This is a genomic window from Dyella sp. (genome assembly GCF_035685885.1).
Classification (GTDB): Bacteria; Pseudomonadota; Gammaproteobacteria; order Xanthomonadales; family Rhodanobacteraceae; genus Dyella.
The window spans coordinates 43659-56043 of record NZ_DASRZX010000059.1 but is presented as its reverse complement, the minus strand read 5'-3'; the positions used below and the strand labels follow the sequence as shown (position 1 = coordinate 56043).

11 protein-coding genes and 1 tRNA gene are annotated in these 12385 nt (G+C 64.4%); 1 reads left to right on the top strand and 11 read right to left on the bottom strand.

The window, feature by feature from the left end:
- Position 1: 1 nt before the first annotated feature.
- The 8 genes from VFG49_RS07440 to murJ form a co-directional block, all read right to left on the bottom strand.
- Complete coding sequence (locus VFG49_RS07440) at positions 2 to 1309, bottom strand: PilW family protein (protein WP_324859004.1); 1308 nt, start codon at positions 1307 to 1309, stop codon at positions 2 to 4.
- On the bottom strand, positions 1291 to 1896 hold the full coding sequence (gene pilV, locus VFG49_RS07435; RefSeq protein WP_324859002.1) for a type IV pilus modification protein PilV: 606 nt from the start codon (positions 1894 to 1896) through the stop codon (positions 1291 to 1293). Before pilV ends, VFG49_RS07440 begins: the two co-directional genes overlap by 19 nt.
- 207 nt (positions 1897 to 2103) lie before the next feature.
- Positions 2104 to 2179, bottom strand: a tRNA-Thr gene (locus tag VFG49_RS07430).
- Between the two features lie 45 nt (positions 2180 to 2224).
- Positions 2225 to 3184 carry a 4-hydroxy-3-methylbut-2-enyl diphosphate reductase gene (gene ispH / locus VFG49_RS07425; protein WP_324859000.1) on the bottom strand — a complete coding sequence of 320 codons (960 nt, stop codon included), beginning with the start codon at positions 3182 to 3184 and terminating at the stop codon, positions 2225 to 2227.
- A 77-nt stretch (positions 3185 to 3261) separates the two neighbouring features.
- Positions 3262 to 3753 carry a signal peptidase II gene (gene lspA, locus VFG49_RS07420; RefSeq protein WP_324858998.1) on the bottom strand — a complete coding sequence of 164 codons (492 nt, stop codon included), beginning with the start codon at positions 3751 to 3753 and terminating at the stop codon, positions 3262 to 3264.
- 198 nt (positions 3754 to 3951) lie between these two features.
- Complete coding sequence (gene ileS / locus VFG49_RS07415; protein WP_324858996.1) at positions 3952 to 6819, bottom strand: isoleucine--tRNA ligase; 2868 nt, start codon at positions 6817 to 6819, stop codon at positions 3952 to 3954.
- Between the two features lie 108 nt (positions 6820 to 6927).
- On the bottom strand, positions 6928 to 7881 hold the full coding sequence (locus VFG49_RS07410; RefSeq protein WP_324859125.1) for a bifunctional riboflavin kinase/FAD synthetase: 954 nt from the start codon (positions 7879 to 7881) through the stop codon (positions 6928 to 6930).
- Positions 7882 to 8055: 174 nt separating this feature from the next.
- Positions 8056 to 9663: a murein biosynthesis integral membrane protein MurJ gene (murJ, locus tag VFG49_RS07405; protein WP_324858994.1), complete on the bottom strand. Its 1608-nt coding sequence runs from the start codon at positions 9661 to 9663 to the stop codon at positions 8056 to 8058.
- A 268-nt stretch (positions 9664 to 9931) separates the two neighbouring features.
- Here murJ and rpsT point away from each other — a divergent pair, with 268 nt between their 5' ends.
- Positions 9932 to 10195 (top strand): 30S ribosomal protein S20, encoded by a 264-nt coding sequence (gene rpsT, locus VFG49_RS07400; protein WP_324858992.1) that lies wholly within the window; start codon positions 9932 to 9934, stop codon positions 10193 to 10195.
- A 322-nt stretch (positions 10196 to 10517) separates the two neighbouring features.
- Here the strand turns inward: rpsT and cgtA are convergent, their stop codons facing one another.
- The 3 genes from cgtA to rplU all read right to left on the bottom strand — a co-directional run bounded on the left by cgtA (position 10518) and on the right by rplU (position 12343).
- Positions 10518 to 11585, bottom strand: a complete 1068-nt coding sequence (gene cgtA / locus VFG49_RS07395; RefSeq protein ID WP_324858989.1) for an Obg family GTPase CgtA — start codon at positions 11583 to 11585, stop codon at positions 10518 to 10520.
- A gap of 166 nt (positions 11586 to 11751) precedes the next feature.
- On the bottom strand, positions 11752 to 12009 hold the full coding sequence (gene rpmA, locus VFG49_RS07390; protein ID WP_324858987.1) for a 50S ribosomal protein L27: 258 nt from the start codon (positions 12007 to 12009) through the stop codon (positions 11752 to 11754).
- Between the two features lie 19 nt (positions 12010 to 12028).
- The gene (gene rplU, locus VFG49_RS07385; RefSeq protein WP_038616498.1) at positions 12029 to 12343 is read right to left on the bottom strand and encodes a 50S ribosomal protein L21; all 315 of its coding nucleotides are present in this window, start codon (positions 12341 to 12343) and stop codon (positions 12029 to 12031) included.
- Positions 12344 to 12385 lie beyond the last annotated feature (42 nt).

Here is a 12385-nt window from a genome sequence, read left to right as displayed (position 1 = left end):
ATCAAGGGTTGAAATTGCGTACGGACACCAGAGCGCTGAACTCGCGGCGCAGCATCTGGTCCGGAAAGCCCTGTGCGCTGGGCGTAATGGCATGGCCGCTGGGAGCCGCCAAGGCCGTGGTCGTCGCGTCCGAGCCATATGAATACTGCATGTCGCTGGACAGCAACGTGTACAGCGGGATCTGGCCGTCCATCAGGACATTCACTTCGATGCTTTTCACCGAACGCCACATGCAGCCCGGGTCGCTCGACAGAACGCCTGGCGCCGCGGTCGTGCAAGCGGTTCCCGCATCCACCTTGTCCGCGGTGAGATAACGCGTATTGCCATTGCTGTCTTCCACGCCGTAGAGGAAGTCCATTCGCTCGATGCCGCGCACCAGTTCCTGGTCCACGCCATTGAGGCGGCGAATCAGCGCACCCGTGGTCTGGCCGTTGCCGTTGTCCACCACCGCCAGGTAGTAGGTGACTGTCTGGTAGCTCTTGTTGAAATCGAACACGCGCGCTGCGGACATTGGTTGCTGTGACGCGGGCGTGCCGAGGTTGTTCGTGCCATCCGGCGTGATCACGCCGCTGGCAATCGACGCGGCGAAGATCTGCGAGCCGGAGCAATCGGCCACCATGGCCAGGTCGCCGCTCTTGAAGGCCGCCGCGGTCGATTCGTTGGAAGCGGGCACCAGGGTGATGCTGCTGATGGAGCCGCCGGACGCTGTGATGGACGTACCTGCGCCACCGGTCACGGCCCAGCCACCCGACGAGTCGAGATAACGCAATGTCAGGACGTCGGCGCCGATGACGCGAGAACCGACCGCCTTGCCCATTGCAGGCAAAGTGGTGCCTGTTTCGGGCTTGACCGGCGTGCACGTTGAGCTGTCGCAGTCATAGCCGCGCATCGAAAGGAACGACGGAAACGCATAGGGAGACGTGGGCACGCCGGGATAGGAACCCGACCCCATCGTTGTGGTGTTGTCCGACAACGCAGCGGTGAGGCTCTTTGCGTACACCATGGAGGCACGCAAGCCATCTACATAGGTGCCGCTGTTGGTGGCCTTCGCCACGCCGCCCGTGTTCGTGCAGTACTGTGCGTTGGCCATCTGCATGTCGGAGGTGAGGCGATTGATTGCAAAACGCCCTTCTTCCTGCAGGCGTGCCAACTGCGTCTGCGCGCGATTGCTGGACGAGGTGGACATGAAGACGGTGACGATGCCGGCCGCCACAAGCAGACCCAGTACCAACGCCACCATCAACTCGATGAGGGTGACGCCCGATTGATGCTTCTGAGTGACGCGCACGATCACGGCTGGAACTCCCATGTGAACGACTGCGTGGAGCTTCCACTGTAGGTCTGGTTGTTGCGGGCATTGGCCGGGTCCGCGGCGTCGCGCTCGGACCAGCTGACCGTCATGGTGCAGACGCCACCGTAAGGCGGCCGCATTCCGACCTGTCCTGGCACTGCAGCCACGGCGGCCGTAGAGCCTGAAGCTGGCACGCCCGGCGACCACGGCGCTGGAGTGAATGTGAGCTTGCTCTTGTCGCAAGCAATCGTTGCCTGCGGATTGGGCAGGAACAATTTCAGCTGGGCAACCCAAATCTGCTGATCACGCTTGGCCACTTGGCCCGGATCGCACGGCGTGGTGTCGTTGCACGTCGTGGTACCGGTGATCGCGGCATAGTTGGTGGAGTCGTACTTGCCCGCCCACACGCCAACGGTGTTCGCGCGCATGCGATCCGCCATGCTGCTGGACAGGAACGTCGCCTGCGTACGGATGTAGGCAGCCTGATTGGACCGGGTGGCCATGACCAGCAACCCTGCCATGCCGATAAGGCCAATGCTGAAAATCAGCACGGCCATCATGACCTCGATCAGCGAGACGCCTCGCTGACGCGATAGAACCTGCATGGCGTTTTCCCCTTAATGCCCCTTGGGCGCACTCTAGCCCGCTGGCCGGTACCGTGAAGGGTTCCGCCGACAAGCGGTAAGGGTCACCCGACGAGCGGCAAGAAGAAAGAGGACAAAGGTGAACGGGGTCACGAGGGCGGGAAGTGGCTATGCCGGCGAGTGACGGGCAACAAAAAAGCCCGCATGGCTGCGGGCTTCTTTGGAAACTGGTGCCGGAAATAGGAATCGAACCTACGACCTACGCATTACGAATGCGCCGCTCTACCAACTGAGCTATTCCGGCGAGGAACCGCTAATTCTACGGAGCCGGGGCAAGCGGCGCAAGCCGTCAGAGGCTGGCCGAGGTGCTGCCGGCCAGGCGCAGTTCCTTGGGCAGGGCGAAGGTGATGGTCTCCGGTTCGCCGTCCAGTTCCCGCACGGAACCGGCGCCCCACGACTGCAGGCGGGCGATGACGTCCTTGACCAGTTTTTCGGGGGCCGAGGCGCCCGCCGTGAGACCGATGCGGGTCACGCCATCGAGCCAATGGCGCTCGATATGCTCGGCGCCGTCGATCAGATGGGCACGCACGCCCTGCTTCTCGGCCAGCTCGCGCAGGCGGTTGGAGTTGGAACTGTTGACCGAGCCCACCACCAGCATGAGATCAACGGCATCGGCCAGGCGGCGCACGGCGTCCTGGCGATTCTGCGTGGCGTAGCAGATGTCGTCCTTGCGCGGACCGTCGATATCGGGGAATTTCTCGCGCAAGGCCTCGATGATGGCCTTGGTGTCGTCGACCGAGAGCGTCGTCTGGGTGACGTAGGAAAGCTCGTGCGGGAACCGGGGCTCAAGGTCCGCCACGCATTCCACCGACTCCACCAGCAGGATTTCGCCGGTGTTGGCCGGATTCCACTGCCCCATGGTGCCTTCGACTTCCGGATGGCCGGCATGGCCGATCAACACCACGCTGCGGCCGGTACGGCCGAGGCGCGCGACTTCCATATGGACCTTGGTCACCAGCGGACAGGTGGCATCGAAGACCTTGAGACCGCGCTGGTCGGCCTCCTCGCGCACGGCCTTGGAGACGCCGTGGGCGCTGAAAATCACGGTGGCGCCGTCAGGTACCTCGTCGAGCTCTTCCACGAATACCGCGCCATCCGCACGCAGCTTGTCGACCACATAGCGGTTGTGCACGACCTCGTGCCGGACATAGATGGGCGCGCCATAGGACTCCAGCGCGCGCTCGACGATGGCGATGGCTCGGTCCACACCGGCACAAAAGCCGCGAGGGTTGGCAAGCAGGATGTCCACGAGTGCTCCGGACCCGGCTGGGTCGACTGACGGATCGACATTATCGCACGCCCCATCGGGCGCACAGGACACTGCGTTCAGGCTTTCTTCTGACCCGAAAACAGGCCAAACACTACTAGCATCACTGCACCCACCGTGATCCCACAGTCGGCGAGATTGAATACGGGGTAGTTCCATTCGCGGAAATACACGTGGATGAAATCGGTGACCTGCGCGGCATGCAGGCGATCGATCAGGTTACCCAGCGCACCGCCCACGATCAGCGCCAGCGGCAGCGCGGTTTTCCAGTCGCCACGCGGCGTACGCGCCAGCCAGACGACCAGCACGCCACTGATGACCACCGCCAGCAGCACGAAGAACCAACGTTGCCAGCCTGCGCCGGTGGCGAGGAAGCTGAAGGCTGCGCCCGTATTGAAGGCCAGCGTCCAGTTGAGGAAGCCGGGGATCACCGGATGCGGCAAGCCAGCAGGCTGCAGGGCGGTGAGTGCCCACCACTTGCTGAGCTGGTCGAGGACGATGACCAGAACGGAAAGCAGCAGCCAGGAGAGGGCGTTGGGTTTGGGATTCATGGGCAACCGATCTTGCGAGCCATACTCCCTCTCCCTAGTGGGGAGAGGATTGGGGCATTGCCACCTTCATGGTGGTGAGGGGCCAATCTTGCGACGAGTTGCAGGCGAAGCGACGTCTGGTCTTTTGAAGCTTCATCGCGAGCACCCGCCCCCACCTCGGTCCTCTCCCAAAGGGGAGAGGAAGAAGTGTTGTTCTACTCAGAACCAGCGACGATCCTCGCCCGGTCCTTCGACGTTGCCGATACAGCGGTCGCACAGTTCCGGATGGTTCGCGTGGGTGCCGACATCATCACGACGATGCCAGCAGCGCACGCACTTGGCGGCATCGCTGACAGTTGCCGAAACCCACACGTCCGCGCCTTCCAGTTCGGTCAGCACGGCATCGGCCGGCTGGCCACCGGCCAAGTCCAGGCGCAGGTCCGAGGTGATGAAGAAGAAGCGCAACTCCGAAACCGCCGGCTGGTAACGCGCAACGATCGCCGGATCGGCATGGATCGCCAGCTTCGCTTCCAGTGAGGCGCCGATCTGCTCGCCCTTGCGCATGCCTTCGAGCACGCGCGAGGCGGTCTCGCGGATAGCCAACAAGTCGGACCAGTAGCGACGCTGCTCTGGCGAGCCCTGCGTGGCGGCGAGGCCGTCGTACCAGGTTTCGAACAGCACGCTCTCGCTGCGCTCGCCCGGCAGGTGCTGCCAGATTTCTTCGGCAGTAAAGGTCAGCACCGGCGCCAGCCAGCGCACGAGCGCCTCAGCGATGCGATACATCGCGCTCTGCGCGCTGCGGCGACCGTGGCTGTCGGTCGGCATCGTGTAGAGGCGATCCTTGGTGATATCGAGGTACAGCGCGCCCAGCTCGTTGGTGCAGAAGTTCTGCACACGCTGCACGATTTCGGGGAAGTCGTAGCGGTCATACGCCGCGGCGACTGCTTGCTGCACGTCGTACGCCTGCTGCACGGCCCACTGGTCCAGCAACAGGCTCTGTTCCACCGGCACCAGGTGCCTGGTGGGATCGAAGCCGTCGAGGTTGCCGAGCAGGAAGCGCGAAGTGTTGCGGATGCGGCGATAGGTGTCGGAGACGCGCTTGAGGATTTCGTCCGACAGCGACATCTCGTTGCGGTAGTCGGTCGAGCAGATCCACAGGCGCAGGATGTCCGCACCCAGGTTCTTCATGATGTCCTGCGGCTCGATGCCGTTGCCCAGCGACTTGGACATCTTGCGGCCCTGCGCATCCACGGTGAAACCGTGGGTGAGCACGTCGTTGTACGGCGCCTTGGCGAACATGGCCGACGAGGTCAGCAGGGACGACTGGAACCAGCCACGATGCTGGTCCGAACCTTCCAGGTACATCACCTTGTAGCTCGACGCCTTGCCCTGCTGCAGCTCGGCACGCTGGCCGACCACGGCGAAGTGGCTGACACCGGAATCGAACCACACGTCGAGCACATCGAGGACCTTTTCATAGTCCTTCGCCTGGTCGCCCAACAGCTCGGCAGCATCCAGCGCATACCAGGCGTCGATGCCGCCCTGCTCCACGCGCCTGGCCACCTGCTCCAGCAGCGCGACGGAATCCGGATGCGGTTCCTGCGTGCCCTTGTGGATGAACAGCGCAATCGGCACGCCCCAGGTGCGCTGGCGCGAGATGCACCAGTCGGGACGATCGCCGACCATGCCGGCGATGCGCTCTTCGCCCCAGCCCGGCACCCAACGCACGTGCTTGATCGCATCGAGTGCGGTCTTGCGCAGGCCTTCCTTCTCCATGCTGATGAACCACTGCGGCGTGGTGCGGAAGATCACCGGCGTCTTGTGGCGCCAGCAATGCGGATAGCTGTGTTCGATCTTCGCGAAGGCCAGCAGCACGCCACGACGGCGCAGCAGTTCCACGATTTCGTCGTTGGCCTTCCACAAGTGCTTGCCAGCGATGACGGTGCCATCCAGCGCGACCGGTGTGTCGGCGCGGTAGGTGCCGCGCGCCTCGGTGTAATTCAGTGTCTCGATGCCGTACTTGCGCGAGACGACGAAGTCTTCCACGCCGTGGTCGGGCGAGGTGTGCACGGCGCCGGTACCGTCTTCGGCGGACACGTGGTCGCCGATCAGCACAGGCACTTCGCGTGCGTAGAACGGATGCTTCAAAAGCACGCTTTCCAGCGACTGCCCGGCAACATGGCCGAGCACCTTTGCTTCGCCTTCGATGCCGTAGCGCTGCGCCGCTTTTTCCACCAGCGCGCTGGCAACGACCAGCAGCACGCGATGGCCGTCGCGCGACGGACCTTCGATCAGCGCGTATTCGAGCTCACCGCCCAACGATACCGCCAGGCTTTCCGGCAGCGTCCACGGGGTAGTGGTCCAGATCGGAATGGCGACGATGGCATCGCCCGCGTCAACGCCGAACCTCTGCGCAAGCGCCTTGGGATCGACGGCGTCATAGGCGACATCGACGGCAGGCGACACCTTGTCGGCGTATTCAATCTCGGCCTCGGCCAATGCGGAGCCGCAATCGAAACACCAGTACACCGGCTTGGCGCCACGCACGACGTGACCGTTGCCGACGATCTTCGCCAGCGCACGCACCATGTCGGCTTCGTACTTGAAGTCCATCGTGCGGTACGGGTTTTCCCAGTCGCCGAGCACACCGAGGCGCTTGAAGTCGGTGCGCTGCAGGTCGATCTGCTGCTGCGCGTATTCGCGGCATTTCTGGCGGAATGCGGCGGCGTCGAGCTTGTCGCCCACGCGGCCGAACTTCTTTTCCACCGCCACTTCGATCGGCAGGCCGTGGCAGTCCCAACCCGGCACGTAGGGCGCGCGGTAACCGGCCAGCAGGCGCGACTTCACCACCACGTCCTTGAGCACCTTGTTCACTGCATGGCCCAGGTGAATCGCACCGTTCGCGTACGGCGGGCCGTCATGCAGCACAAACACCTTGTCGCGATTCGCCGCGCGCTCCTGGATCTGCACGTAGCGGTTCACCTGCTGCCAGTCGGCCAGCCACTTGGGCTCGCGTTTGGGCAGGTCACCGCGCATCGGGAATTCCGTCTGCGGCAGGTTGATGGTGTTCTTGTAGTCCTGGGTCATTGCCTGGGGATGCTCTGATCGGGGTCTGGCGCGATCCTGCGGGCGCCGTCATTGCCTGGCGCCGCCATGGACACGGCGGAAACGCCAACGTTACCGGATTTGGCGCCGTTACGCCTCGCTGAGGCGCGGATTCATGCCCAGCAGCTCTCGGGCCTGGCGGGCGTCTTTGGCCATCTGGACGGTCAAAGCGTCCAGTCCGTCGAACTTCTGCTCGTCGCGCAGCTTGGCCACGAATTCCACCGCCATGCGCTGCCCGTAAAGGTCACCGTCGAAATCGAACAAGTGGACTTCCAGCAACGGCTCGGGCACCTCGTTGACGGTCGGTCGCACGCCGAGACTGGCCACGCCCGGCCAACTGCACTCGCTCTCGCCCAGCCCCACCCGCACCGCGAAAATGCCGTGCACGGGACTGGAGCGGTCACGCAGGTGGATATTGGCCGTGGGATAGCCCAACTCGCGCCCCAGCTGCTTGCCGTATTCGACCTTCCCTTCCATCACGAACGGACGTCCAAGCAGGGGCGAGGCACCCGCGAATTCCCCGGAAGCGAGCAGCATGCGCACGCGGGTCGCGGAAACCCGCGCACCGTCGAGCAGCACGGCGGGCATGGTGCGCGCCGTGAAGCCAAGCTCCCTGCCCATCGATTCGAGCAACGGCACGTCGCCGCCGCGCTTGTGGCCAAAGCGGAAGTCGCCGCCCACCCACACCTCGCGTGCCCCCACGCGATCGACCAGCACGCGGCGCACGAAATCTTCGGCCGACATGGCCGTCAACCGGCCGTTGAAGCGCAGCAGCAGCGCTTGCTCCATGCCCGCCGCGTGAAAGCCGCGCAGCTTCTCGCGGACACTGGAGAGCCTCGCCACCGGCTCCGGCGAGAAATACGCGCGAGGCAGCGGCTCGAAGCTCACCACCACCGGCGTCAGGCCGAGTTCGGTCGCGCGCTGGCGAACCTCCGCAAGCAGCGCCTGGTGTCCTCGATGCAGGCCGTCGAACGCGCCAACGGCCACCACGCTGCCGCCCGGCGCCAGACAAGGGCCGGCGACATCCCTGGAAAGTCTCATCATCGGGCGAGTATAGCGGGTGACGGCTGCCATCCCGCCCTGCGGGAGCGCACCCGGTGGGCGATCAAGGCAAGGGAAATGCGGTATGGCATATCGCCTTGGAAACGAATCAGGAGGCGGTTCGGGCCGTCATCGCGCACAGGGTGCGCTCCTGGCGAGGGGTCTGTGGCTGGCGCCTCAGACTCCGCGCAATTCGCGCACGCGGAAGCCGGCCGCAAACAGCGTGGCCACATAGGCACCGCCGCCTGCGCCAACCAGCACGGCCAGGCGCCAGATGCGCGTCCGCGTGTCCGCGCCAGTCCAGTCCGGCCAGATCCACATGCCGACCAGCAGCACGGCGATCATGACCACGGAGGCCGCAGCAAGCCGTCCGAGGTGCCGCGCCCAGCCCGGCTGGCGCCGGTATACGCCGGCCTTTTTCAGCCAGTGCCACAGCAGCCCCAGGTTGATGTAACTGGCCAGCGCACTCGCCATGCCCAGCGCCATGTGCAGGCCAGGCACCGCGGCGATGCCGTCCAGCCAAGGCAGTTGCCGTTGCTCCGGCGTCGCCCACAGCGTGAACAGCGCGGCCACGAACAGGATGTTCAACACCATGTTCGCGACCAGCGACGCGACGCCGGCGCGCACCGGCGTCCTGGTGTCCTGGCGCGCGTAGAACGCCGGCAACGCCACCTTGACCAGGGCAAACGCCGGCAGGCCAAAACTCAGCGCGGTGATGGACAACGTGGCCATCCGCGTATCAAACGGGGTGAACTGGCCGTGCTGGAACAGCGTGGCGACCAGCGGGCGTGCCAGCAACATCAGGGCAAACATGGCCGGCACCGCAATCAGCAGTGTGATGCGCAAGCCCCAGTCCAGCGCCTTGGAGAATCCCTCGCGATCCGTGGTGACGTGATGGCGCGACAAGGACGGCAGGATCACCGTGCCCAAGGCCACGCCAAACAGCCCCAGCGGTAGCTCCAGGAACCGGTCGGCCTGCGACAGCCAGCTCTGCGAGCCCGTCATCAAGTAGGCGGCGATGACCGTGTCGAGCAAAAGGTTCACCTGGGCCACGGAGGAACCGAACAGTGTCGGCACCATCAGCTTGAGGATGCGTCGCACATCCGGGTGGCTCCAGCCCCAGCGCGGCAGGGTGAGCAGGTTCAGCCCCTTCAGGGACGGCAACTGGAACAGCAGCTGCAGGATGCCCGCCAGCAAGATCGCCCACCCCATCGCCATGATGGGCGGCTGCAGGTAGCGCGACAGCCACAGCGCGCCGCCGATCATGCACAGGTTGAGGATCACCGGCGTCAGTGCCGGCAGGGCGAAGCGGTGGAAGCTGTTGAGCGCCCCGCCGCACAGCGCGGTCAGCGATACGAACAGCAGGAACGGAAAGGTCAGGCGCAGCAGGCTGGTCGTCAGCGCGAATTTTTCCGGCGTGTCCGCGGCGCCCTGCGAGAACAGCGCCGCCACCTGCGGCGCAAAGATCACGCCCAGCGCAGTGATCAGCAGCAGCACCGCTCCCAGCGTGCCTGAGACGCGCGACATCAGCTGCCTGAGATCTTCGTGGCTGCGCTTCTCCTTCACTTCCGTGAAGACCGGCACGAAGGCCGTGGAGAACGAGCCCTCGGCAAACAGCCGGCGCATGAAGTTGGGGATGCGAAAGGCGACCCAGAACGCGTCGGTGGCCGCGTTGGCGCCGAATACCGTGTTGATCGAAACGTCCCGGACCAGGCCAAGGACGCGCGAGATCATGGTCATGCTGCTGAACGAGAGCAGCCCACGCAACATGCTGGGGGACTTCATGCCTGAAAACGGTGCCTATGTTGATGGCGACCCGGCGGCAATATCCCTGCCCCGGCCCGAAAGGCGCGTAGTGTGACAGCCGAAAGGGCCAAGTTCACGACCCGCTCGTGGCATAATGGAGGCCCCGCTTGCTGCAGGCGGTCACCGCGAGTGAGCGGTCCGGCGCGCGATCGCGCCTTGACAAACACCTAAGCTATTGACGCAACGATGCATTGACCGCATAATTGTCGTCTTTTTCCAACCCAGTCATTCATTTCGGAGTTCTACCTTGGCCAACATCAAGTCCGCGAAGAAGCGCGCGCGCCAGTCCGAGCAGCGCCGCCTGCGCAACGTCAGCGCCCGTTCCATGGTGCGCACCGCCCTCAAGAAGGTCGTCAAGGCCATCGAGAACAAGGACAAGGCTGCTGCTGTCGAGGCGTTCACCGCCGCGCAGCCGGTCATGGATCGCTACGCCGCCCGCGGCCTGATCCACAAGAACAAGGCCGCTCGCCACAAGAGCCGCCTCAACGCGAAGATCCGCGAGCTGGCGTAAGCCGGCTCCGCGTATTGCATCTCGGGTTGGTAGGGAAGCCGGCGAGAGCCGGCTTTTCTGTGCCTGAATGAAAGAAGCCGGCGAAAGCCGGTTTTTTTATACGCGGGCTACCGGATTGGGAACGCCCGACCCCTTCCCCGTCATTCCGGCGCAGGCCGGAATCCAGTAACGAGAGAGGCGAGCTGCAGCCTGGCGCTAGTTGCCCTTTTACGCATCGCAAAACCGTACTCACGCAACCTGGATTCCGGCCTACGCCGGAATGACGGCAGAAAAAAAGCGGCCCGAGGCCGCTTTTTTTGTCGATGTCGTCCCGCCCTCCGGCTTACTCGCCGCGCAGTCGCACGTCACCCGGCGCCATGTCGTCGCGCTCTGCGCGCGCCATCTGCTCAGCCTCAAGGAAGCGCCATACCTGCTGGCACACCGGCATCGTATTTTCACGCGCAATAGCCGACACCAGGAACCACGGCTCCTTCCATCCCAGCCGCTTTACCACCTCTTCGGCGATCGCCTTGCGCTCGTCTTCCAGCAACACGTCGGCCTTGTTCAGCACCAGCCAGCGCGGACGCGCAAGCAGTTCGGGGTCGAACTTCTCAAGCTCCTGCTCGATGGCCTGCACCTGCTCCACCGGGTCCGAGCCATCGATCGGGGCGATATCCACTACGTGCAGCAGCAGGCGCGTGCGCGACACATGGCGCAGAAACTGGATGCCCAGGCCCGCGCCATCGGCGGCGCCCTCGATCAGGCCCGGGATGTCGGCGATGACGAAGCTCTGGTCGGTGCCCACGCTTACCACGCCCAAGTTCGGGTGCAGGGTGGTGAACGGGTAATCGGCCACGCGCGGCGTGGCGGCCGACACGGCGCGGATGAAGGTGGACTTGCCTGCGTTCGGGAATCCGAGCAGGCCCACGTCGGCCAGCAATTTCAGCTCCAGCTTCAGCTCGCGCACGTCGCCCGGCGTACCCGGCGTGGACTTGCGCGGCGCGCGGTTCACCGAGCTCTTGAAGTGGATATTGCCAAGCCCACCCTTGCCACCCTGCGCCACCAGCAGGCGCTGGCCGTGCTGGGTAAGGTCGCCAATGGTCTCGTCGGTGTCGACGTTGCAGATCACGGTGCCTACCGGCACGCGGATGAAGGTGTCTTCGCCGCCCTTGCCGTACATCTGGCTACCCATGCCGTTCTGGCCGCGCTCGGCCTTGAACATGCGCTGGTGGCGGAAGTCGATCAGCGTGTTGAGGCCTTCGTCGGCCACCAGCCACACCGAGCCACCGCTGCCGCCGTCGCCGCCGTCAGGGCCGCCAAAGGGAATGAATTTTTCGCGGCGGAAGCTGATGCATCCGTTGCCGCCGTCACCGGCCTGGACCTTGATGATGGCTTCGTCGACGAACTTCATGGGAGGGGAATCCGGGGAAAGGGAGACGGGGAATCGGACGCGCAGCCGTGCTGCATGATAAGGGAATACGGGCGCCGCGCCTCGCGCGACCCACTCCGTCAGTCCACTTCCCGATAAAAACAAAAGCCCCGCCGAGGCGGGGCCTTCGCTGCCGCATCGAGAAGGATTAACCCTTGACGACGCTGACGAACCGGCGGTTGTTCTCGCCGCGAACCTTGAATTCGACGGTACCGTCGACCAGCGCGAACAGGGTGTGATCGCGACCCAGGCCCACGCCCTGACCGGGGTGGAACTTGGTGCCGCGCTGACGCACGATGATGTTGCCGGCCTCAATGGCCTGGCCACCGTAGATCTTCACGCCGAGGTACTTCGGGTTCGAATCGCGACCGTTGCGGCTGGAACCTACGCCTTTTTTATGTGCCATGACTCAGTGCTCCAGTTGCTCAGGCGTTGATGCCCGTGATCTCGACTTCGGTGAAATGCTGACGATGTCCCTGCTGCTTCTTGTGGTGCTTGCGGCGGCGGAACTTGATGATGCGGATCTTGTCGGCACGGCCGTGCTTGCGCACGGTGGCGCTGACGGTGGCACCGGCCACGATGGGCGCACCGACGGTGATCGACTCACCGGCGCCGACCAGCAGGACCTGGTCGAAGGTGAAGGCAGCGCCTTCTTCGGCGTTCAGCAGTTCCACGCGCAGGACGTCGCCCTGCTGAACGCGGTACTGCTTGCCGCCGGTCTTGATGACTGCGTAACTCATGGGAATATCCCTTCTGTCGTTATTCTCTTGGGCTCGCCGCGC

Excerpts from the sequence above, each read along its gene's own strand:
- VFG49_RS07440 (WP_324859004.1), bottom strand. The coding sequence starts at position 1,309 with ATGGGAGTTCCAGCCGTGATCGTGCGCGTCACTCAGAAGCATCAATCG.
- pilV (WP_324859002.1), bottom strand. The coding sequence starts at position 1,896 with ATGCAGGTTCTATCGCGTCAGCGAGGCGTCTCGCTGATCGAGGTCATG.
- lspA (WP_324858998.1), bottom strand. The coding sequence starts at position 3,753 with ATGAATCCCAAACCCAACGCCCTCTCCTGGCTGCTGCTTTCCGTTCTG.
- ileS (WP_324858996.1), bottom strand. The coding sequence starts at position 6,819 with ATGACCCAGGACTACAAGAACACCATCAACCTGCCGCAGACGGAATTC.
- VFG49_RS07410 (WP_324859125.1), bottom strand. The coding sequence starts at position 7,881 with ATGATGAGACTTTCCAGGGATGTCGCCGGCCCTTGTCTGGCGCCGGGC.
- murJ (WP_324858994.1), bottom strand. The coding sequence starts at position 9,663 with ATGAAGTCCCCCAGCATGTTGCGTGGGCTGCTCTCGTTCAGCAGCATG.
- cgtA (WP_324858989.1), bottom strand. The coding sequence starts at position 11,585 with ATGAAGTTCGTCGACGAAGCCATCATCAAGGTCCAGGCCGGTGACGGC.
- rpmA (WP_324858987.1), bottom strand. The coding sequence starts at position 12,009 with ATGGCACATAAAAAAGGCGTAGGTTCCAGCCGCAACGGTCGCGATTCG.
- rplU (WP_038616498.1), bottom strand. The coding sequence starts at position 12,343 with ATGAGTTACGCAGTCATCAAGACCGGCGGCAAGCAGTACCGCGTTCAG.